This window comes from Rickettsia africae ESF-5 (genome assembly GCF_000023005.1).
Classification (GTDB): Bacteria; Pseudomonadota; Alphaproteobacteria; order Rickettsiales; family Rickettsiaceae; genus Rickettsia; species Rickettsia rickettsii.
Window position 1 is genome coordinate 94918 of record NC_012633.1, and the last position, 23703, is coordinate 118620.

A 23703-nucleotide genomic window follows, 5' to 3' on the forward strand; every position below is an offset into this window, starting at 1 on the left:
GAAAAATTTTGTATTGTAAATAATTATGAGTTATAATCATTAGTTTATTAATTAAATCAAGTTTTGATTATGGCTATAATGTCAGATAAGTGGATAAAAGAAGCTGTTATAAATCACAGTATGATAAGGCCCTTTGCGGAAAAGCAGGTAAGAGTGCATAATAAAGAAAAGATTATTTCTTACGGCTTATCTTCTTACGGCTATGATGCTAGAGTATCTAATGAATTTAAAATATTCACCAATATAAATTCTACTACGGTTGATCCAAAAAATTTCAGTGAATATAATTTAGTTGATAGAGAAGTAGATGTGTGTATTATCCCACCCAATAGCTTTGCCCTTGGCAGAACTATAGAATATTTTAAAATACCGCGTGATGTATTAGTTATTTGTGTCGGCAAGTCTACTTATGCAAGATGCGGTATAATAGTAAATGTGACTCCGTTAGAACCGGAGTGGGAAGGACATGTAACTTTAGAGTTTTCTAATACTACTCCATTACCTGCTAAAATATATGCAAATGAAGGAGCTTGTCAGTTTTTATTTTTAAAGAGTGATCAAATTTGTGATACTTCATATGCCGATCGCCAAGGAAAATATATGAAACAAGTAGGCGTAACTTTACCGCTAACATAACTTTTTTATGTAGAAAATTATATTAAATTTTTAATAAGGATTTTTATGAGTACAATAAACACCGATACTAATGAGACAATGCCGCATGTTTCCGTTAATGCACAATATATAAAAGATTTATCTCTTGAGAACCCTTCTGCCCCGTCTTCTCTTGCGGCTTTGGATCAACGCCCTCAAATTGATTTATCTCTAGATATAAATATTACTAATTTATCGGAAGAAAATTTCTATGAAGTAGAGTTAAATATCGAGGCAATTGCAAGAAATGAGAAATATAAATTATTTCAGATAGAATTAAAATATGCTGGAGTATTTAATTTAATTAATATTGATTCTGAACAACATCCGGTTTTATTATCCGTTCATTGTCCGGCAATGATATTTCCATTTGCCAGAAAAATTATAGCTAGCTGTACTCAAGATGCAGGATTCCAGCCTTTAATGATTGATCCTATAGATTTTGGTGCCTTATATCATAAGAAAATGTCAGAGCATCAAAACTAAGAAAATCATTTAATTATTATAAATTTCATTTTAAACGCCATGGTTTTTAAACCACAGATAGAGCTTAATAGTAAAAATTTTATCAAATTAAATATTCTTTACTTATGTTATTAATGAATGTATAAAGCACTAGATAAAAAATTATAATTTAGTTAACAATAATTAACTGTAATTAAATTATAGCACAATATAAAAATTGAATTTTATGGAGAAAAATAATGAGAGTTTTGTTAATTGAAGGCGAGCCGGAAATGGCTAACTTAATTGAACTAACTTTAGCTTCAGAAGGGATAGTTTGCGATAAAGCTTCAGTTGGTGTAGAAGGTTTAAGACTTGGTAAAGTTGGTGGTTATGATCTAGTAATCTTAGACCTTATGTTACCGGATATTAATGGTTTTGAGATATTACTAAGATTGCGTGCTGCAAAAATAAAAACCCCAATCTTAATTTTATCTAGCTTAATGGATACGTATCAAAAGATTACTGGTTTCTCTTCCGGAGCCGATGATTATCTAACCAAGCCGTTTGTAAGAGAGGAATTAATTGCTAGAATTAAAGCTATAGTTAGACGTTCTAAAGGTCATGCAGCATCAGTATTTAGGTTTGATAAGGTTAGCGTAAACCTAGATACTAGAAGTGTAGAAGTTGACGGCAAAAAAGTACATTTGACGAACAAAGAATATGCTATTTTAGAGCTATTAATACTTCGAAGAGGAACTATCTTAACTAAAGAAATGTTCTTAAATCACTTATATAGTAGTGTTGATGAACCAGAAATGAAAATTATTGACGTATTTATTTGTAAACTTCGTAAAAAGTTAAGTGATGCTGCCGGTGGTAGAGATTATATCGACACAGTATGGGGACGTGGTTATATGCTAAAAGAATATGATGAGTTACAACAAAAAGAAATTTTAGCACAAGGAGCATAATTAATGCCTTTATCTACTTCTTTACTTGGTAAAAAAAGTACTTATAAAGATAGTTATGATGTAACTTTATTATTTAAAATTCCACGTATAAATAATCGAAACGAACTTGGAATAAATAGTAATAATCTTCCGTTTTATGGTGTAGATGTTTGGAATACATATGAACTATCTTGTCTTAATAAGAACGGTAAGCCATGGGTTGGAGTAGGCACTTTTTATATACCGACGGATTCTGAAAATATAGTAGAATCAAAATCATTTAAATTATATCTAAATTCTTTTAATAACTTTGTTGTTGAATCAGTAAAAGAACTAGAAAGAATTATCTTGCAGGATCTAAGTAATGTTACACACGCTAAAGTAACAGGACGTATATTTTCTATAAATACAAAAGTAGAATTTGGTGTTCCAAGCGGTAAAAATATCGATGATTTAGATATAGTATGCAATAATTACGGTGCACCCGATAATAGTTTAATTGAGTATGAAGATGTTTTGGTAGAAGAAGAGATTAATTCTAATTTACTCAAATCAAATTGCCTAGTAACCGGTCAACCGGATTGGGGTACAATCGTTATAAAATATAAAGGAAAAAAGTTAAAATATGATTCTTTTCTGAAATATTTAATATCTTTTAGAAATTGTAATGAGTTTGCAGAGCAGTGTGCTGAGCGTATTTTTACAGATATTAAAAATGCTATAAGTCCTGATTTTCTTTCTATTTATATAGTATATGCTAGGCGTGGAGGCATTGATATTTGTCCCTATCGTTCTACCGATAAAAGTTATACTTTACCTAGCGATAAACGATTTATTAGGCAATAATCACTTTTCTAATCCATAAAAAAAATTCGTTTGTGCGAAAAGTATTGTCAGTGTGGATTGAAAAACGCATCCGTTGTCATTCCGTGGCTTGACACAGTGGATTTTACCGGTCTATCCAGCAATGTTCTGACTATACAGGAATGACATAAATGAGCCACGTAATAACGCTGATCAAGGCGGGGTAACAACAATCAAAAATAATTCACGTAAGCAAGCTTTTCGCAGGATAGCAGTTAGTATAATTTTATGATTCTTTTGTAGGATTTTGTGGAGGCTTTAGGCTTTCTACTATTTTATTTAGGTCTATTTGACTACAGATCCCTAGTAATACGGGATCACGAGGACGAATAGAATTCATATTCCAATGGCTACGGGTTCTAATAGCATCTATAGTAATTTTAGTAGTACCTATTAATTTAATTATTTGATGGTCTTGGATGTTCGGATAATTAGACAATAACCAATATATAGCATCCGGTTTATCTTGACGTCTTGCTATAGGAGTGTATTTAGCACGTTTTTTTTTCTGATTTTTCATCAATTCATAAGCAGGGCTATATGAAATTTGTAAATTAGCATTAGGATCTTTACTGCAACGCTCAATTTCCTCTAAAGTTAACTGACCGTTTGCAATTGGATTTAAACCTTTTATAGATTGTGCTACTTCACCGTCAGCCATACCTTTTATTTCAAATTCATGAATACCGCAAAAATCGGCAATTTGTTTAAAAGTTAAAGAAGTATTTTCAATTAACCATATAGCCGTGGCTTTTGGCAGAAGCGGTAATGTTTTTTGCGAATTCATGATAATTGTTTTTTGGCTTAATTTAAGAAGTTATAACAAATAGAGTTATTTAAGTCAATCTTCATTTAGAAACTTAACTATCTCCTCAACTACTTTCTTAGCATCGCCGAATAACATAAAAGTATTATCGTGATAAAATAGCGCATTTTTTATACCTGCATATCCTGATGCCATAGAACGTTTAATAAACAAAATCGTACGTGCTTTTTCGACATCGAGTACCGGCATACCGTAAATTGGACTGTTCGGATCATTTTTAGCAGCAGGATTAGTTACGTCATTTGCACCAATCACAAGCACTACGTCAGTGGTAGCGAAATCTCTATTAATTTCTTCAAGCTCAAGTACTTTCTCATAATCTATATTAGCTTCTGCAAGTAAAACATTCATATGCCCCGGCATTCTACCTGCTACCGGATGTACGGCAAAACGTACATTAATATCTGAACGTTCTAATATATCAACCATTTCTTTTATGATATGCTGAGATTGGGCTACTGCCATACCGTAACCGGGAACAATTATCACCGATGATGTATTAAGTAGTAAATGTGCCGCATCTTCAGGGCAGCTTGTTTTTGCTATTTTATCGTTGTCTATATCCTTGTTAATTCCAGTAGGTGCAGGCAAAAACGCCCCAAAAATAACCTTAATTAATGAGCGATTCATCGCTTTGCACATTATATAGCTAAGTATAGCTCCGCTACTACCGACTAATGCTCCAGTAATAATAAGTAGGCTATTGCTAAGTGTAAAGCCTATACCTGCTGCCGCAAAACCTGAATAAGAATTTAGCATTGAGACTATAACAGGCATATCTGCACTGCCTACCGGTATTATTAGTAATACTCCGATTAACAGTGATAAAAAGACTATTAGATTAAATAAAAATATATTCTCTGAACGAATAAACAATATTACTAGAATAACCAATATTATTGCCGTTAATAAGCATATATATTGCTGACCGTAGAATTTTAACGGGCTACTTTTCATTAAGCCTTGTAGTTTTAGAAAAGCTATAATCGAACCGCTAAAAGTTAAAGCACCGATAGAGACGCCTACTGATATTTCTATTAATGCATTAATCGGTAAACTTCCTGCTATTCCTATAGAAAAATTTTCAGGAGCAAGTACTGTAGCATAAGCTACAAATACCGCAGCAAGACCGACAAAAGAGTGAAATCCCGCTACTAATTGAGGCATTGCCGTCATGGAGATTTTAAGTGCGATAATCCCGCCGATTACAGCACCTAATAATATGGTTGCTATAATGGGTAATTTATGAGTAAAATCCGGTAGGAAAAAAGTAACGATGACTGCTATCGCCATCCCCAAAATACCTATGGTACTGCCTAAATGTGCTTGTTTCTGTGAGGATAAGAATTTGAGTGATAGAATAAAGCAAACAGCCGCAACTAAGTATAATAACTGGATAATTTGTAGGGACATAGGTGAATGTATGTTTATATTATTAGCTATTTAGTGTCATACCGCGGCTTGACCACGGTATCCAAAAAAAATAAAAAAACTGGATCTCGCGATATCAAGTCGCGGGATGACAAATACGCTTCAAGAACCATGCAACAAGGCTAAAAAGTAAATCCTATACCTATAGAAACTATTAAAGGATTAAGTTTAACTTTAGAGGTCATGGTTTTATTACCTACTAAATTCGATTTATACTCAAGTTTAGGATTTAAGAAAAATTGTCTTACGTCAATATTGATTAAAGTGTCGTCTTTAGCATAAAAATCTACACCTATTTGTCCTACGGCACCGTGTCCGTTTCTAATTTTAAGACCGGTAGCTTGAGTAAGCATATAAGAACCGTGATAACCTATACCTATATATGGTCTTATTCCACCGTAAGGAGCTATATAAAATTGTCCGGTAATTGTTGCAGGAATCATATAAATAGGTTTGTTTTTTCCTAGTTTAACATTATCAACGCCATAATTATGAGCAACAGCTGCAAGGGATGTATATTTAGTGCGTAAAACATTAAAGCCAAGTGATAATTCAGTAGCTAAATAATTATTAAAGAATATAGTAGTGGACGCATCACCTCCATAACCGTTTTTTGCCACTTCTCCTACTGAAACAGGTTGAGGAGAGGTAGGAGTAGGTAATCCTTTTTGCTTAGCACTTGAAACAACACCTCCTAGACGCATCTTGAAAACTAAACTGCCTTCGTTTTCGTAATACGGTGTACTATCATAGTCATAAGCAGAGTCTACATCATCATACATGCTTTTAGCAAAACTATTAATACTTATGGTGGATACAAACAAAATTATCCCTAATTTTTTCACTATTCTTAACATATAATTATAACCTTTACTTGCTTAAAATTGATTACCGTATTATTATATAAAATTTTTGTTTATATATTTATACCATTGTCATAAAAGATAGAATTCTTTTATGCTAAAAGTCAAGACATTTAAGTAAAATTATAGAAATTATTGGAGCATATTAATGAATGATGCATTAAAAACATATTTAACCGGTATAGGTTGGTTTTTACTTAGTTTAGTAAGTAGTAGTGCCAATGATGTAATATCTAAATATCTTGGGACTCGTTTACATAGCTTTGAAGTAGCTTTTTTCCGCTTCTTTTTCAGTAGCATAGTTTTACTACCTTTTGTTGTTTATTATGGTAAAAATACTTTAAAAACAAGTCGTCCTTTTGTACATATATTAAGAGGGTTATTATTATTTTTCGGTATGACTTCTTGGACTTACGGTCTTACCATAGCTCCCGTTACTACTGCAACAGTTGTAAGTTTTTCTATTCCTTTATTTACTTTAATACTTGCCGTATTTTTTCTGAACGAAAATATTATTTGGCCAAGATGGGTAGTTACCGTAGTAGGATTTATAGGACTTGTTGTTACTCTTAAACCGCATGCCGAGGATTTTAACCCAGAAATTTTGTATTTTGTATTAGCCGCTATTTCATTTGCTATGCTTGATATTATTAATAAAAAATTCGTAATAAAAGAATCGATGATTAGCATGCTATTTTATTCGGCAATAGTAACTGCTATAGTGTCGTTACCTGTAGCATCGCAGTATTGGCTAACTCCTAGTAGTTTTGAATTAGCTTTATTGTTTGTACTCGGTAGTAGTGGAAGCTTGATATTATTCTTCCTGCTTAAAGCTTTTTCTATGGTAGATGCAACCGCTACCGCTCCTTATAGATATTTAGAGCTGGTGATTTCGGTAATAGCGGCATATTTCATATTTAACGAATTTCCTGATAAAAGCACACTTCATGGAGCAGTGATAATAATTCCTACCACCTTGTTTATAATATATTCCGAAAAAAAAGCTATGAATAGAAAACATGAATCGCAGTAAACTAGTATTTTCAAGCGGTATCGCTAACACTTTTGAATGGTATGATTATGTATTATTCGGTTATTTTGCACCCATAATAGGAACAAAATTTTTTCTAAATGATGATGCTAATACTTCTTTACTGCAGGTTTTTTTAGTATTTGCTATAGGTTATTTGGCAAGACCGTTGGGCGGCATATTTTTTGGTGTTATCGGTGATAGATTTGGACGCAAAGTAGCCTTAACTAGTGCGTTATTTTGCATGTCTGTCCCAACCGTATTAATAGGAATATTACCAACTTACCATACTATCGGTATAACTGCGACTATATTAATGATTTGTGTACGAATTCTACAAGGATTATCAATGGGGGGAGTTTTGACCGGTTCTATTTCCTTTGTTATTGAGCATACTAGCCATAAACACCAAGGCTTCACCGGTAGTATTTCAATGTCTAGTATATGCTCCGGTTTATTGCTTGGTTCTTTTGTTTCTTATATCGTTAAGAATATCCTAACAGCTTCACAATTTGATAGTTTTGGCTGGAGAATACCTTTTTTACTTGGTTTTTTTATTCTTTTTGCAGCATTTTATATTAAAAAAAATACACACGAAACACCGAATTTTAAAAATCTAAGAGAGCAGAAAAAGATTTTACAATCACCGTTAAAAAAAGTCATTACCAATTATTGGTTTGATATATTAATCTCGATTTTTATCAATGCTCCCGGTTCGATAATATTCTATCTCACTACAATTTACTTGGTATCGTTTTTAAAAATCAGCCGCAACTTTACTGAAAATGAGGTAAATAGCCTTGCTAGCGTGTGTTACGTGATTATGATAGCCGTAACTTTATTAAGTGGTTATCTATCCGATATTATAGGTCGCAGGAAAATTTTTGTAATTAATCTGATAATAATTATTGTAACAACGCCATTTTTACTTAATAATTTTGAGAATGGGGCCTTCACAAGTGTAATTATCTCACAATTGATACTTGCTATACTTGCTGCTAGCTATATCGGTCCTGAACCGGCATTACAAGCAGAATTGTATCCTACAAATATACGTAACACTGCTCTCTCTATTTCATATAACACTGCTACAAGTATTTTTGGTGGTACTACGCCTCTTGTCTTTGAATATTTACTACACAAAACAGGGCATGTAACCTCAGCAGTTTATTATGTCATATTAAGCTGTATTTTTGCATTGATTGCCTTATTTTTTTACAAAAATAGAAGTTTAGATAAAATATAAAAAAAATTACAAAACCTACAAACCTAGTTGAATTTAATAACAAAATTGTAGTCTTTAAACCTAAGAGTTATTACTATGGCGATGCTTGTGAACATAAAATAACTGAAAAGGGATTAGTCTTTGCCAGTATTTCTGAGGATACATCAATCATTCCAGAACTTTTAAAGAAGTAACTAGTGACGAAGCAATTTCAAGGATAGATCTAGACTTATTCGGTACATGTCATAGAGTTACTACGAGTGTAACGGCTGACCTTCTACAATAAGAAGAAAATGGTTGTTTGGCAATGAGGCTTGTTACTGCAGAAGAGATACCCAAATTACACAAGTTAGTACAAGATAATAAAATGATATTAGCATGCCAAACCAAAGAAAAAACACTAAAGATTTTAAGTGATTATTTACAGAAAGAATTTGGGATGCATGCTAATGAAACTACAGTAGCATCTTATGATGGGGTACATATAAGTGGAGCGAATGAAGAGATCGAATAAGAGCTTTTTTATAAAGAGTAAACGAATTTCCAAAATTTTTCTTGATTTAATTACAAATATGTGGCAAAAAGGGTTTGAAATAATCTTGCTACTATAGCTCAGGGGTAGAGCACTTCATTGGTAATGAAGAGGTCGGGGGTTCGATTCCCCCTAGTAGCACCACCACACATCCTAAGCTTTGTGAGTTTTTAACCTTTCTTGAAAAACTCATATGCTGATTTTAGTCTAGTTTCTGTCAGATACTATTATAGTATTATGTTTATTTTAAAAGCTAAGTTGCAAATAATATAAAACTAATGTATGATTTACATTTAAAGTACGGTAACGATTATTTTATTATATGATAGACATTCTTCTTTTTGTACATATTACTATTGCAATATTGCTAATTATAGTTATTCTGATGCAGCATAGTGGATCGGATGGAATTAGTAGTATAAGCGGTGGTAATAATATGGGAGTAGTCAGTGCTAAAACAGTCGGTAATTTTCTTACTAAAAGCACTATAATACTTACAACATTATTTTTAATAAATGCAATAGTACTTGCTAACCTTTCCTCAAAAAAGAAATCTGATTTAGTTTCTAAGATTAATGAAATTGAAGAAAATCAAGCAGAAAATAGTTTACCTATAGCTAAATAGTTACAGCTTTATCTTAGTAATATTTCTCATACTTGTCATTGTCTACCTTTGTTGGTATTGTTGTGTGGATCGGTAAAATCCACTGTGTCACCCCGTGGCTTGACCACGGGGTGACAGATAAAAGTATTGGATTCCTGCTTTTGCGGGAATGACATAACAGGAGTCATGTAACAACACCTATGGATCAATGGTATGACATCAGAGAATTTAGTATAGTTTTCAGAACTCCCAATATATATTATTAGAGTATAGCAATATTTTTGCACCTAAAATAATTTTAGAAATGTCTATAGAATTTAATATAAAAGAAAAAATTTATATCATTTTATGTACGTTTTTTACAGTCCTTATTATAGTAGGAAACTTAATATAGCAAAAATTTGTTTACCTTAATATTTTAAATTTTTACATTCTTGAATTATCTATAGGAGCAATTTTTTACCCGTTAACTTTTTTATTAACGGATTTAATAGCTGAGTTTTACGGTAAAGAAAGAGCCAATTTTTGTGTAAAGCTTGCTATTATTTTTAATATAATAGTAGTTTTAATAATAAGTCTCATGGATAAATTGGAAGCTACTAATATCTTTTTTAGTATCAACTTTTGCCTGTTATATAGCTCAACTTGTTGATATTAATATCTATTTATGGATCAGAAATAATTTTAGTACAGCAATTTCTTTATTTATCGATACTTTTATTGTAATTGGTATTATGAGCTTATTTAATATTTTTCCTTTTGACCAATTAGGTCATCTTGTACTTAATAGCTATTCATTTTATTTTTTACTATATTTAGTACTCCAGTATTCTATGCAGGAGTTTGGTTAATAAGTTTATTCATTAAGAAAGGATAAGCTCTTAGGAAAAGCTTATCCTTATTTAAATTTTCTATTGGTGATTTACAAATTGACTTTTAGTTTAATAAGTCCTTGATGGCTTTGATACTTTCTATGCGTATAATAATTATACTCAAGTAGAACATTGATATTTTTTCTACTCATAAGTAGATTACTACCAATATTATATCCAAGCTTAGGTTGTTTTAGTGTAATAATTGTTTCTTGTAATGTGTGTCCTTTAAAAGTCGCTTTTGCATTAACTTTTGTATTTTTATTATTGAAGTGATGCTCAATATTACCATACAAACTTGGTGTTAATACTATATTGTTTGTGGTCACTATAGGCTTAAACACTATTTTACCGCCAAGGCTACTTTCAAATAATTGATTTGATTTCTTTTGAATCATGAGATTTTCTATATCTACATTATACTCTTTATAGTTGCTAGCTCTTGAATAATCATATTGAAAACCGATATTAGGAATAAAATGTAAATCGTATTTTGTACGATATTTATAATTTAATAAAGTTTGAAAACTTAAATTATTGTTTTGATATTTTCCAATTATATTATTAATATTTTTAGATCTATTCTTAATATAATTATGACCGTAAGATGTTATAGTCTGCAATGAGAAACCTTTAATTAGTTCTTTTAGACTGTAAATGCTTAAAAGATGACCGTTAACTGTTGTTTTCCCTAGTTTTTTATTATATTTAATTTGGGATTCCAAACGGCTATAAGCTATTCCTATAACATCATGACTATTGATGAATTCAGCATCAGTCCCGATGGTTATGCCGGTTGTACGATTTTGATATTTTGGAATATTCTTCCAAATTCTTTGTTTGTTGATGCCGTATAAGCCGCTAATCCATACCCCTCTGTTTATACTAGTTTCTTCATCACCGGCCCCTATTGCAGCAACCGTTAATCTATCATTTATATTATAGTGAACAGGTTTGTGAAGAGTTGAAGTCGCCTGAACTAATATTGCTACTTTCCCACTAGTATTATCAGATATCTGTTGTCTCTGTGTCACCTCATCTTGTTCTGTAATTGCTTCAGTTTTGAATGACACATCGATAGCTTCATCTTCGCTTTCTAAAACTACATCTTTTTTTAATTCTTCTTTTAATTCTCCGTCAGTGGTGCTATTGCTTTCTTCTAATTCTTCTTCATCAGTTGCATATCCTGTATCGTCTTCATCACTAGATCTTAATGCTAGAAGTGATTTTTTGTCATCTGATGATTTATCATTTTTGCTATCGTTAGAACTCAATAATCTCGGTGATAAAGCGGTTTTTGAATCAGATTGCTCTGATTTTTTATTGCTATCTTCAGGTTGTGTATCATCCTTTGTTGAGGATTCGTCATTTGTAGCTTCGTTTTCTTGTTTGAATGATTGTAATTGTTCCTGATCTAATTCTTGTTTGAATGATTGTAATTGTTCCTGATCTAATTCTTGTTTGAATGATTGTAATTGTTCCTGATCTAATTCTTGTTTGAATGATTGTAATTGTTCCTGATCTAATACTTGTTTGAATGATTGTAATTGTTCCTGATCTAATTCTTGTTTGAATGATTGTAATTGTTCCTGATCTAATTCTTGTTTGAATGATTGTAATTGTTCCTGATCTAATTCTTGTTTGAATGATTGTAATTGTTCCTGATCTAATTCTTGTTTGAATGATTGTAATTGTTTCTGATCTAATACTTGTTTGAATGATTGTAATTGTTCCTGATCTAATACTTGTTTGAATGATTGTAATTTTTCCTGATTTAATACTTGTTTGAATGATTGTAATTTTTCCTGATCTAAAAGCCCTACTTTCTTTTCATTGTTACTATTTTCTGATTGAATATCACTACTATATTTTTGTTCTAGTTCAATAGACTCTACTAGTACTTGTTGAGTAAATAGAGATAATTCTTGATCTTTTGTTAACTCTAAAAGTTGAGATTTATAAATATTATGTACTTCTTGCCCTATTTCAGTTCTAGGACCTATAAAATCAGGGTTAGCAGTATTAAATGCCTCTTTTACCGCTTCCTCTGGATATTTTGTCAATTGCTGTATATAAATATCATGTATTTTTTGTTCTAGTCCAGTTCTAGAATCTGTAAAATCAGAGTCAGCGGAAGTAAACGCCTCCGTTAATTTTTTGCTAAGTATAATATTATCTTCAACATATTTAATAAATTCTTTATCTTTTGTTAATTCCAAAAGTTTAGAAGTATAAATATTATGTATGTTTTGTCCTATTTCAGTTCTATGACCTGTAAAGCTAGAGTGCATAGTGTCGACTGCTTCTTGGATTTGTTCAAAATACTGATTATTTTGATGAGCTTGAGATAAATTTTTTGAATGCTCAAATGCTACTGATTCCACTATAGCTTTTTTCAATAAATCGGCATCGGAGTATTTTGCTTTATATCCTGCTGATTTTGGTCCTGATAAAGCAAGTTCTTCATATCTTAAAGCTATATCGGAGCTAAAGTTATAAGTTTTTGGAGTTGTTTTAAAAGTAGATGTATTTGCATTGAATTTAGTAATCCCTAAACTTGTTAGATAAGCTAATTCCAAATCTTGTGAATCAGGCAGTGGCGGTGGCGGTGGTGGTGGTGGTGGCATGTTTCCGGTATGGATGTATTTTGGAGCTTTTTCTTGCGAGCACTCTTTAAGAGCTTTTAATATTATAGGCATCTTTAATTTATTAGAAAGAATTCTTATTTGTTCATTGCTCATGCCTGTAAATGAAGGCAAAGCTAATCTTAATTGATCTAAATTATTATTACCTGTTACTTTGAGAGTAGTAGCTTTTAAAAACTCTTTTAATAATTCGGGGTCTTTTTCCTTTACTATAGCAATAAAATCATGTTGAGATAAATTTGTTGTAATTAATTCTTCAAATTTTATTGTGCTTAAAATAGCTGTTCTTAAATCATCAAGTTTAGCCTGTGCTTGATCAGAATTAATTGTTTTTCTTAAGTTTGTATCTTCTGTTATTAAAAAAGTAGCTTGTTGTACTATAGTTAATATATTAGGGTTGTTAATTAACTCGTCGACTCTATTGCCAAATATATCTTGATCGAAGTTTTTTGCATTAATATAGGCAAATTTTAATTGTTCAAACGGATTTTGTTTGCCCTGTAACTCTCTAATCAATTCTGATTGCTTGAATTGAAGTTTAATAGGTCTCTTTAATTCTTCAGATATTTTACATGACGATAATAAAATACGTTTTACTGCATCATCAGTGTCTTCATTGAAAAGATTGTTAATTATCTCTGCGCTTGTTATTGTTTTCTTACCATTTACGGTTATATCTTTTATATACTGGTCTTGAGCAAGGGTGTTAAAAGCTTCTTTAGCTTTTTCTGTGATTTCAGGGGTTGAAATGCTAAATAAATTTAAAAGAGTTTTCTCGTCAGCTCCTTGGTTGGCGTATGATTCTGTTAATATTTGACGTATAACATTTGTAAGATCAGCTTGTCTTTTTATAAGCTGATCTTGTAAATCATTAGCTTTTGTACCTCCTGTCTCAGTTCTATATTCTGCATATAGTTTGGCATAAGCTGTCTCTGGCGTGCTTCTAACTGTGCTGGTTGCACTAGAAGCTGTAGGTTGAAGTGGTGCTTTTGATTGAACAGTAGTATTGTGAGTAAACTGAATATATAATGAATGTATGTGAGGATATTCTGTTTGTAACTGATTTAAATCAAAATGTTTAGAGTTGCTACTAAAGCCTTGAGAATGTAAGGGTGGTGGTGGTGGCATGTTTCCGTTTAGCGGTAGAGGAGGCGGATTTGGAATACCCCCATTTAGCGGTAGAGGTGGTGGATTCGGAATGCCGCTTTGTGTTTGTTCTAAATTATTTGCATTATTACCTACTGCTAACCCTAAAATTTTATTGGTTTCATTGCTGAGTATGTTACTATCAGATAATATTACTTTAATTACTGAATTTAATGTGTGGTTATTTACTTCTTTTGCTAGTTTAATCATATAGTCTTTAGTTAAACTATCTCTTATTAGCCCTTTATTTTTTAGTTCTATATTTATTTCTTTTACTATTTCTGGTGTTAAAATATAGACGCTGTTTACAATATAGGGTTGCATTCTGTTTTTTAACTCTAATTGCAGAGTTAAAAAGTTTTCTACTGAACTCTTATCTTTACTTGCTGCTAGTTTGATAAGATCTAATCGTGCCTTTTCTTCAAATTGACTATTAGATATATTTCGTGTTGCATAGTCTTGAATTCTTTCAGCAAATTTAGTTTTTTCTTCAGAAGAGCTATTTTCTAGTAATTCTTGTAAAATAGGTCTATTTTTAACGTCAATATTGGTATTGAAATCTAATTGTCCCTTATCATTGCTAAATAATACCCTTTGAATAGTATCATCATTAAAATCACTTAAGATAGTCGTTACTGCTTCTTGTTTATAACTACTATCTACTTGAAGAGTTAATGCTGCTATAGGATCTGTTTTAATAAGATTTTTAAATTCTTCAATATTTTCTTCTTGTTGTATTATTCTATTTATATTGTGTTGAGACTGCGTTAAATTACCCTTATTTGCTTTAGTATTAAAGTAAGTTTTAAAAGTACTTATAGGATCAAAAAAATATCGTTGTTTCTTTGCTCTACCCGTGAAAATCCGTGAAGATGTTCCTGTATTATGACTTTGATTTGACATATACCAATGGTCGTTTTTGCTCCCGCTCTTTTTTTGAGAGCGTCCGGTAGATGGTTTAGTAGTATCATTGTTGTTTAGAAACTGGTTTGCTTCTATTCCGGCTCTTATTTGGTTTATATAAGACATTGCTTTTACTGGCCCTATCTTAAATTCATTCATTAATTCGTCAGCGTTAGGGATAATATTATTATCTATATAGTACGATTTTTTACCAAGCATCATCTGAGTTGCTATTGATGCGATATAGTTTGTTGCCTCACCTTTATCAGCACCAAATTTCTGCTCTAGCTCTTTTTCTGTAGGAATATGGCTATCGGCTATATATTGTGGCTTTTCTTTGTCCATAACTTTAAGTCTTATTGACTTAATATAGCCGTCTCTATTATCATCACGAGATATACCAAACTTCTTTTTTAACTCTTTTTCTGTAGGAATATGGCTATCGGCTATATATTGTCCCTTTACGTTTTCCATAATTTCAGTTCTTATTGAAGCAACAAAAGATTGTGCATCATCTTTATTCATGTTAAGAGCAGTCCTTACTTCTTGTATTTCAGGGATAATATCATTATCAACATAATGTTTGTATTTAATACCTCTGTTTATTGAGCTGATATATAGTTCGATTACTGCTTTTTTGTCTTTTTCTGCACGACGTACCTTTTGATCGTGTTCTACATTATTGTCTATTTTGCTAGGGTCATAACTTATTCCAAGAGTTGTTGCTGCTTCTATATCTGTAGGAACTACACCTTGATTAATATATTCTTGTTTTTTTGTATCAAAATCCTGTTGTTTTACTCTTTCGATGTATAATAAAATTTCAGCTCTTGCTTGTCTTGCTTTATGTCTATTATTATCTAAAAAACTTGATAAATCTGTTTCCTTATACTTTATTCCTAGATCATTTTGTGCTTGAGTAAAACTAGGAACTAAAGCTGCTTCTTGCCATTTTTTGATTTTTTCATTTGGAGTCAAATCTTTCCAAATATTTTGTTGCTGTGTTGAATTGTGCTTTTCCCATGCCGGGGTTTTACTAACTAAATCTTTAAAGCTTGCCGCTCTAGCACTTGTACTTAAAAAGCTACTAGTCAACAAACATGTTGACATAAAAAAAGTTAAAACATATTTTTTTGAGTGGGAATTTTGTAGATTCATTCAAACCTCGATTAGTTATTATTTTTTAAATACAAACGAGGCGAACTATATAATTTTTGTTAATTCATGTGAACTATTAATTACTAATTTTTGTTAACCAATAAATTTTTTAGCCAAAATGTGTTTAATATATCACAAGCTAATTTATACTCCGAATTTTAAACTTTTTTCAAAAGGAGTATGTAGTAATACTACTTTTGAAAGAAATGTACTTCAGTTTTTGGTAAATATAAAATATGCAAATTCAATTTCACTTATATAACACTCTTAGTCGTACTAAAGAGGTTTTTAATCCTCAAGATCAAGCTAACGTAAAAATGTATGTATGTGGACCGACTGTTTATTATAATCCTCATATAGGCAATAGTAGGTCGGGAGTAGTATATGATTTACTTTATCGTATAGTTATAAAAATATTCGGTGAGAAGGCAGTAAAATATGTACGTAACATTACGGATGTTGACGATAAAATTATCGATAGAGCTGCACTACTTGGTGTTACTATTGATGAGTTGACTGATAAAGTTACGAAAGAGTTTCATAAAAATATGGCATATTTAGGTTGTATGCTACCTAGTATTGAGCCGAAAGCTACAAAGCATATTGATGTAATGATCGCAATAATAGAACGCTTAATAGCAAAAGATCACGCATATATTGCTGATAATCATGTTTATTTTGATGTTTTATCAGCGCCAAATTATACGGAATTATCTAACCGAAATTTAGAAGAAATGTTTGAGGGAGTGCATGTAGAAAATAGTAAAACCAAAAAAAATCCACAAGATTTTGTATTATGGAAACCGGCAAAGCAAAATGAATCGGCAAATATGAATTTTGAAAGCCCCTGGGGACTTGGTCGCCCTGGATGGCATATTGAATGTTCAGCCATGAGCTACAAATATTTAGGTGAGAATTTTGATATTCACGGCGGCGGAGCAGATTTAATCTTTCCGCATCATACCAATGAGATTGCTCAAAGTAGATGTGCTTTTCCAAGTTCTACCTATGCTAAATATTGGGTACATAATGGGTTTCTAACGGTTAACGGTGAGAAAATGAGTAAATCTCTTGGTAATTTTATTACTGTAAGGGATTTAATGGATAAACAAATTCAAGGAGAAGTAGTAAGGTTATTTTTATTAAGTAGTCACTATAGGCGTCCTCTTGATTATAATGATAAAGCTATAGAAGATGCTAAGAAAACTTTAAATTATTGGTATAGAGCTATAGAAAATATTAATGTGCAGAAAATAGATTTACCTCATGATTTCATGCAAAGCTTACTTGATGATATGAATACGCCGCTTGCCGTTAAAATCATTAATGACTACGCTAAAGGTGTTTTTATTTCTAAAACTGAAGAAGAAAGGCAGCTTAACGCCTCTGCTATTATTACTTGTGCTAATTTTATTGGTTTAATGAATAAGACTCCAAACGAGTGGTTTAATAGCGGTGTGGATGAACTCTATGTAAATGAGCTTGTAAATAAGCGTTTGGAAGCAAAAAAACAAAAAAATTGGTTATTAGCCGATCAAATTCGTAACCAGTTATTAGAGGAAAAAATAATTCTAGAAGATCGACCTGATGGTACTACTATTTGGCGAAAAGAATAAAAGCTTGTAAATTACGCAATATGCGTATATAATTTATGGGCTTGTAAGTCGTCATTGCGAGGAAATTATGTAATAATTGACGAAGCAATCTCACAGGATATTTGATGAGATTACCACGCAGTCTACGGCTGCTCGCAATGACGATTATCCAAAACTTAAGCAAAAAATTCACACGTAAGATATATGTTAGTTCATTAGAATGGACATCTTACGGAGGTATAAACTAACAATTAGGAGAATTTAAAAATGTCAAAAATACCATCTGTTAACATTAAAGCATTATTAGATGCGGGCGTGCATTTCGGTCACAAGACCTCACGCTGGAATCCTAAAATGGCATCTTATATATATGGTGAACGTGATGATGTTCATATAATCGATTTAAGACAAAGTGTCGCTTTAATGAGCGTTGCTTTGAATGCAATATATGAAACTGTAAAAAAAGACGGTAAAATATTATTTGTAAGTACTAAAATACAGGCAAGCGATATTATAGCGGAATATGCCGAAAAATGCGGGCAGTATTACGTAAATCATAGATGGCTTGGTGGTATGCTAACTAACTGGAAAACTATTGCGGGTTCAATAGAAAAGCTAAATAAGTTAGACAAAACCTTAGAAAACGAAGAAGCACTTATGGGTTATACTAAGAAAGAGATACTCAATATGAGCCGTAAGAAAGATAAATTACTTCTATCTCTTGCCGGTATTAGAAATCTTAATTCTAAACCTGATCTTCTAGTAGTTATTGACACTAATAAAGAGCATATCGCAATTAATGAAGCGGTAAAGCTTAATGTTCCTATAGTTGCAGTAGTTGATACTAATTCTAATCCTGATAATGTAGATTATCCTATTCCGGGTAATGATGATTCTATAAGATCAATAAGACTTTATTGTAGTTTATTTGCAGATGCGGCATTACAAGGACTTGAAGAATCAATGAAAGCTTCAGGAGTTGATATGGGTGCTATGCAAGAGCATACAGATAAGGGGTTAACTTCTAAAAATGTTTCTAAATTAAAACAAGCTAAAAAATTCTCTAAAACGAAAAATATTGATGAAGAGACAAATACAGAATTTGAGCAAGCATTAAATGATGCCGATGAAAATAAAAATTCTGATAATGCATAAGTGTTGTTGCATGGATCGGATTTCCCATTGTCATCCCGCGACTTGATCGTGGGATCCAGCTTAAAATACTAATATTAATAATATTAGTATTTTAAATTGTTTTTATGGACCCCAGGAGCAAGCCATGGGGTGACACCGGGGTCGTTCTTCGAGCTACAACCCAAGCCAAATATAATAATTAAGGAGAAAGTAAGGTATGAGTGAAATAAATATAAGTGCTGTAGCAGTTAAAGAATTAAGAGAAAAAACCGGTGCAGGTATGATGGATTGCAAAAAAGCATTAATAGAAACCAGCGGTAATTTTGAAGAAGCCATTGATTTTCTTCGTAAGAAAGGTTTAGCTGCTGCTGCAAAGAAAGCCGGACGCATTGCTTCTGAAGGTTTAACGGCTGCAAAAGTTGATGGGCTTACCGGAGTGGTAATTGAAGTAAATTCCGAAACGGATTTTGTTGCTAGAAATGAGCAGTTTCAGGATCTAGTTAAGGATATTGCAAATCTTGCAGTAATTGCAAAAACTATAGACACGCTAAAAACATTTAAAATGCAAAGCGGTAAATCAGTTGAAGAAGAAATTATAGAAAATATCGCTACAATCGGTGAAAATTTAACATTACGTCGTATGGATATATTAGAGATATCTGAAGGAGCAATCGGTTCGTACGTGCATAATGAAGTTGTACCGAATTTAGGAAAAATTTCCGTATTAGTAGGTCTTGCGTCTAACGCAAAAGATAAAGCAAAACTAGAAGCTTTAGCTAAACAAATTGCTGTTCATGTAGCAGGAAATAACCCGCAAAGTATAGATGATTCAAGCTTGGATCAAGCACTCGTAGAGCGTGAGAGAAAAGTATTTTTTGAAAAATCTAAAGAAGAAGGAAAGCCTGATAATATTATAGCAAAAATGGTAGAAGGTAGAATACGTAAATTCTTCTCGGAAGTTGTATTACTTCAGCAAAATTTCTTATTTGAACCTAAACTTACCGTTGCGGAAGTAATTAAAAATGCTGAAAAAGAACTCGGTGCAGAAATTAAAATTGCCAAATTTATTAGATACGAACTTGGTGAAGGTATAGAACACGAAGAAAAAAACTTTGCCGATGAAGTAGCTGCCATTACGCAAGGTTAATGGGCTTGTTTCATAGCTTCAATGTCATTCCCGCGTGGATACCAAATCGTCATTGTGAGCATGCGTTGTTGTGCAGACACAATGCTATCCTGTCATCCCGCGACTTGATCGCGGGATCCAGTAAAAATATAAAAACACCTAATACTAGTTATTTTTATGAATACCGTGGTCAAACCACGGTATGACACCGAATACGTTTTTCTATCCACGCAATAATACCTTCCCGTGGTCAATTGAACTAGGTGACAGTAAAAAACTCGTGAATACTCACTCACACCTTTTCAAAGCAAACAAAGGCGAATTTAGGATAAGTGCTTATTCTAAACTCGTATTTATAATATCTCTCTAACTACAAAACTATCTATTAATAAATAATTTTCGGTTTTTTACTTTATAATAAAAGATTTATATTGACTTAATCATAGAAAATCTTACATTAATTGTTATTATTAGTTTAAATGAAGAGCATTTTATGTCAAGGACACAAGAGGAATATGCTGCACAAATTTATGCTGCCGAAGAGCATCATAGGAGACAAGCTAATTATAGTGATAATGATGCCGAATTGCTTGAAGTTATTATAGTATGTGCCGGTTATGCATGTTATAAAGCAGTAGAAGGGGCAGTAAAAGTTACCGTCACAGGAAGTAAAATTATAGAAAACGCCTATAAGATAGGAAGTGGACAAATAGCAGTACTCGGTACTGATGCTGAAAGTAAAATAACTTATATAACAAAGCATCCTTCGTCTCGAGGTAATACGAGTACTCCCACTCAGTCGATGACAACTAAACTAATCGTGTAGATCCTTTAGAGCAAACTTCCCCTAATACTCCTACCTCTAAAAGAGAAAAGGCTAAAATATACGGAAAAAAACTGGTAGATAGTGCAAAGATTGGAGCTAAAACCCTTTCAAACGCTTATAAAGTGACAATTGGTACAATAGAAGTCGTCGGTCCAGGAAGTGATTTTTAACAGCACCGGTAAGGAAAAATTTATATTTTCTGAACCTACTAAGCTTAAAGTTGTTCAAAAAGAATTTAAAACCGAAAACGGTTATAAGTGCGGTATTGTGTTGGAAGAGACAATTGAAGCTTCCTTAACATTAAGATTAAATAACAAGCGTATAAGTTAAGATTAAAGAATTTAGAAGCATGATTGTCCCTGATACTACAGAAGATACAGGAGAAACTTTTGATATTTCGCTAATTTTAAAATATTCTGATGGGGCAAATATGCCTAAAGCAGATCCTGCTTTTTTAAAGATACATTACGGTAGAGACGGAAAATTAAATAAGTTATTGTTGCCAAACCCACCTATAATTTTTCATAACCAATGGTATCCGGCCTTAACCGTTTATAAAGGTGAATGATGTTCTTTGCCTATAAATAGTGGGTATTATAGGTATTTGAATAAGAAAATACTAGAAAATAACGGAAGTATAGAAATCAGTCACGTAGATCCTGAATTTACTATAGAGCTTTTAGGAGAATAAAAGTTTTTAGTTAAATTCTATCAAAGAAACTTCGTAATTACGTTTAAATATTCATCTAGGACTGTTTGGTTGTCCTTAATAAATTTTAAAGCATTTTCGCGGTAAGCTGTAAGTTCTAGAGCATTATTAGACCTGAGTAGATATGTTAGTTTAGTTAGTAAATCTTCACCGTTTTTGATTTGGATAGCTGCTTCATTTTGCAGTACGCCTTTAGCGATATCGGTGTTTTTGCTCATATCTGGACCGAATATAATACAATTAGAGAAATATGCTGCTTCTAAAATATTATGCCCGCCTTGTTTAAAAGAACCGCCGATAAAAGAAATTGTAGCTACAGAAAAAAATAGTCCCATTTTGCCGAACCTATCAACTATATAAAGATCATCGCTTAAAACAGGTAAATCATTCTGCGACTTAGCGGTAGCGGATAAATTATGTGACTTACAATTATCGATAATTGATTTAACTCGCTCAGGATGTCTTGGAATTAAGATAATATAGCAGTCTAAAAACTGCTCTTTTAGGTTTTTGATTATAGGCAAAATCACCTCTTCATCTTCGGGGTGAGTGCTGGCAAATAGCACGACTCGCTTATTGTCTAAATGTAAGCTTAATTTTGATAACTCTTCTTGATTAACCGGAAGTTTTTCGTTGGCAAATTTAATATTGCCTAAGTTCACTGCATCTGATACGCCAAGTTCATTGAATTTTTGTAAGTCACGTTCGCTTTGCACGATAATTTTACTGCAATTTTTGAGAATAAGCTGAAAAAAGCTTTTTCTTTGTAGCCAAGCTTTAAACGATTTATCGGAAATACGAGCATTAACTAGTAGTAATTTACACTGCTTTGCTCCCTCATTAATAGTACACGGCCATAATTCCGATTCTATAAAAATGCCTAAATCAGGTTGCCAATTTCTTAAAAATTTTCGAGTAAAAATAATATTATCTATCGGTAAAAATTGGTGAACTGCTATTTTAGGTAATTTGGCAGTTAATATTTTAGCGGAGCTGTTAGTCCAAGAAGTTACTAGAAAACGAACGTCAGGATAGCGTTTACTTATATTATGTATTAATGTTAAAGCTACCATAGACTCGCCAATGCTTGCTGCATTAATCCATATCAGCCTTCGTGCATCACTTGCTTCTAAAGGTAATTTATACGTTGATCTTAACCCTTCATCCTCACGTATTAGTGTATACGCTGTGGTTCGCAGTGAAGTGTCTCCTTTAAATTCCTCTTTATTAGCGGACGTTTGCATGAAGTCTAATGAATTGTCTTGTCTGTGTTTGCCAATAGCAAAACGCTCTTGGATGCGTCTTATATCTTCTTTACCTATTAATAAACGTATAAGAATTATGATAAAATAAACAGGTAATAATATAAAGCTTAAAGCATAATATAATAACATCATTTCTTTAAACTTTCTGTTAAGCTTGCTAATTGTTTTTCAAGGTTTATATGGTTTTGTATTTTATCATTTGTGAGTTCTAAAGGCGAGCCAACTATGATTTTAATGGTACCAAACGGTAGGGGTATTATTAATTTATCCCAACTTTTTAATCTGAAACATCTAGAAGTGGAGCTGACTATAGTAATAAGTTTTGTGTTATATCTATAGGCAATTTCGGTAATACCGCTATTTACTTTATATACCGGTCCTTTAGGACCGTCCGGCGTGACTATTATATTTGCACCTTGAGATAACTTACCTATAATATTACGTAAAGCTCCAATTGGATTTTTATTAGTAGAACCTACTATCACTCTGCAACCGAATTTTCCTACTAGATCGTTTAAAATTTTTCCGTCTAAATGCGGTGATATTAAAGCATAGATATTTCTATGTCCTATAAACATAGACGGACTTAAGGCAAGCATATTATGCCAAAATGCAAAGATTACCCCTTGTTCGTTTAGGAATTTTTCCTTATTGCCGTTATCGTAAAATATAAATTTCTGCTTTGAAGTAAAGTAAACAAAACGCAAATACCAATATAGTAAAATAGTAATTATACTAAGTACGTATTTATTATTTTTTAAAAATTTTTTAAAAACTTTCCGCATTATTTTTTTGTTGGTTTAGGTGGTTTTTTAACTTTTCCGTCATTGCGAGGAAATTACGAAGTAAGTGACGAAGCAATCTCAGGATATTTGACGAAATTATCACGCAACCTATG

The 23703-nt window shown here is 32.1% G+C and carries 20 protein-coding genes, 1 tRNA gene and 1 pseudogene; 16 read left to right on the forward strand and 6 right to left on the reverse strand.

What is annotated here, in order from left to right; all coding sequences use genetic code 11:
- Positions 1-69 precede the first annotated feature (69 nt).
- The 4 genes from dcd to queF all read left to right on the forward strand — a co-directional run bounded on the left by dcd (position 70) and on the right by queF (position 2897).
- Positions 70-636, forward strand: a complete 567-nt coding sequence (gene dcd, locus RAF_RS00520) for a dCTP deaminase (protein ID WP_004996797.1) — start codon at positions 70-72, stop codon at positions 634-636.
- A gap of 45 nt (positions 637-681) precedes the next feature.
- The gene (secB, locus tag RAF_RS00525; RefSeq protein ID WP_012719366.1) at positions 682-1140 is read left to right on the forward strand and encodes a protein-export chaperone SecB; all 459 of its coding nucleotides are present in this window, start codon (positions 682-684) and stop codon (positions 1138-1140) included.
- A 218-nt stretch (positions 1141-1358) separates the two neighbouring features.
- The gene (gene ctrA, locus RAF_RS00530) at positions 1359-2072 is read left to right on the forward strand and encodes a response regulator transcription factor CtrA (protein ID WP_012719367.1); all 714 of its coding nucleotides are present in this window, start codon (positions 1359-1361) and stop codon (positions 2070-2072) included.
- A 3-nt stretch (positions 2073-2075) separates the two neighbouring features.
- Entirely contained in the window at positions 2076-2897 is an 822-nt protein-coding gene (queF, locus tag RAF_RS00535) for an NADPH-dependent 7-cyano-7-deazaguanine reductase QueF (RefSeq protein WP_012719368.1), read from the forward strand.
- A gap of 244 nt (positions 2898-3141) precedes the next feature.
- On the opposite strand, the gene RAF_RS00540 is transcribed toward queF, so the two are convergent.
- From RAF_RS00540 to RAF_RS00550, 3 genes are all read right to left on the reverse strand, one after another.
- Positions 3142-3702, reverse strand: coding sequence for a DUF1013 domain-containing protein (locus tag RAF_RS00540; protein ID WP_010976786.1), 561 nt, complete (start codon positions 3700-3702; stop codon positions 3142-3144).
- Positions 3703-3756: 54 nt separating this feature from the next.
- Positions 3757-5154, reverse strand: a complete 1398-nt coding sequence (locus tag RAF_RS00545) for an NAD(P)(+) transhydrogenase (Re/Si-specific) subunit beta (RefSeq protein ID WP_012719369.1) — start codon at positions 5152-5154, stop codon at positions 3757-3759.
- A gap of 140 nt (positions 5155-5294) precedes the next feature.
- On the reverse strand, positions 5295-6029 hold the full coding sequence (locus RAF_RS00550; RefSeq protein WP_012719370.1) for an OmpW family outer membrane protein: 735 nt from the start codon (positions 6027-6029) through the stop codon (positions 5295-5297).
- A 154-nt stretch (positions 6030-6183) separates the two neighbouring features.
- Between RAF_RS00550 and RAF_RS00555 the strand changes: the two genes are divergently transcribed.
- From RAF_RS00555 to RAF_RS07260, 6 genes and pseudogenes are all read left to right on the forward strand, one after another.
- Positions 6184-7068 carry a DMT family transporter gene (locus tag RAF_RS00555; protein ID WP_004996775.1) on the forward strand — a complete coding sequence of 295 codons (885 nt, stop codon included), beginning with the start codon at positions 6184-6186 and terminating at the stop codon, positions 7066-7068.
- Positions 7055-8311: an MFS transporter gene (locus RAF_RS00560; protein WP_012719371.1), complete on the forward strand. Its 1257-nt coding sequence runs from the start codon at positions 7055-7057 to the stop codon at positions 8309-8311. The genes RAF_RS00555 and RAF_RS00560 overlap by 14 nt, the downstream gene beginning before the upstream one ends.
- 280 nt (positions 8312-8591) lie before the next feature.
- Positions 8592-8804, forward strand: a complete 213-nt coding sequence (locus RAF_RS00565) for a hypothetical protein (protein ID WP_014273150.1) — start codon at positions 8592-8594, stop codon at positions 8802-8804.
- Between the two features lie 87 nt (positions 8805-8891).
- Positions 8892-8966 (forward strand) — tRNA-Thr (locus RAF_RS00570).
- A 178-nt stretch (positions 8967-9144) separates the two neighbouring features.
- Positions 9145-9447 carry a preprotein translocase subunit SecG gene (gene secG, locus RAF_RS00575; protein ID WP_012719372.1) on the forward strand — a complete coding sequence of 101 codons (303 nt, stop codon included), beginning with the start codon at positions 9145-9147 and terminating at the stop codon, positions 9445-9447.
- A 283-nt stretch (positions 9448-9730) separates the two neighbouring features.
- Positions 9731-10303 (forward strand): annotated as a pseudogene (locus RAF_RS07260) (VUT family protein).
- Between the two features lie 45 nt (positions 10304-10348).
- On the opposite strand, the gene RAF_RS00580 reads toward RAF_RS07260, so the two are convergent.
- On the reverse strand, positions 10349-16150 hold the full coding sequence (locus RAF_RS00580) for an autotransporter domain-containing protein (protein WP_012719373.1): 5802 nt from the start codon (positions 16148-16150) through the stop codon (positions 10349-10351).
- Positions 16151-16386: 236 nt separating this feature from the next.
- On the opposite strand from RAF_RS00580, the gene cysS reads away from it, so the two are divergent.
- The 6 genes from cysS to RAF_RS00610 all read left to right on the forward strand — a co-directional run bounded on the left by cysS (position 16387) and on the right by RAF_RS00610 (position 21399).
- Positions 16387-17766: a cysteine--tRNA ligase gene (cysS, locus tag RAF_RS00585; RefSeq protein WP_012719374.1), complete on the forward strand. Its 1380-nt coding sequence runs from the start codon at positions 16387-16389 to the stop codon at positions 17764-17766.
- Positions 17767-18012: 246 nt separating this feature from the next.
- Entirely contained in the window at positions 18013-18900 is an 888-nt protein-coding gene (rpsB, locus tag RAF_RS00590; protein ID WP_004996764.1) for a 30S ribosomal protein S2, read from the forward strand.
- 196 nt (positions 18901-19096) lie between these two features.
- On the forward strand, positions 19097-20026 hold the full coding sequence (tsf, locus tag RAF_RS00595; protein WP_012719375.1) for a translation elongation factor Ts: 930 nt from the start codon (positions 19097-19099) through the stop codon (positions 20024-20026).
- A gap of 472 nt (positions 20027-20498) precedes the next feature.
- Positions 20499-20831: a hypothetical protein gene (locus RAF_RS00600; protein WP_012719376.1), complete on the forward strand. Its 333-nt coding sequence runs from the start codon at positions 20499-20501 to the stop codon at positions 20829-20831.
- A 159-nt stretch (positions 20832-20990) separates the two neighbouring features.
- Positions 20991-21161 (forward strand): hypothetical protein, encoded by a 171-nt coding sequence (locus RAF_RS00605; RefSeq protein WP_234943911.1) that lies wholly within the window; start codon positions 20991-20993, stop codon positions 21159-21161.
- Between the two features lie 19 nt (positions 21162-21180).
- Positions 21181-21399: a hypothetical protein gene (locus tag RAF_RS00610; RefSeq protein WP_041471796.1), complete on the forward strand. Its 219-nt coding sequence runs from the start codon at positions 21181-21183 to the stop codon at positions 21397-21399.
- Between the two features lie 143 nt (positions 21400-21542).
- On the opposite strand, the gene waaA is transcribed toward RAF_RS00610, so the two are convergent.
- Positions 21543-22937: a lipid IV(A) 3-deoxy-D-manno-octulosonic acid transferase gene (waaA, locus tag RAF_RS00615; RefSeq protein WP_012719377.1), complete on the reverse strand. Its 1395-nt coding sequence runs from the start codon at positions 22935-22937 to the stop codon at positions 21543-21545.
- The gene (locus RAF_RS00620; RefSeq protein ID WP_004996752.1) at positions 22934-23590 is read right to left on the reverse strand and encodes a lysophospholipid acyltransferase family protein; all 657 of its coding nucleotides are present in this window, start codon (positions 23588-23590) and stop codon (positions 22934-22936) included. Before RAF_RS00620 ends, waaA begins: the two co-directional genes overlap by 4 nt.
- Positions 23591-23703 lie beyond the last annotated feature (113 nt).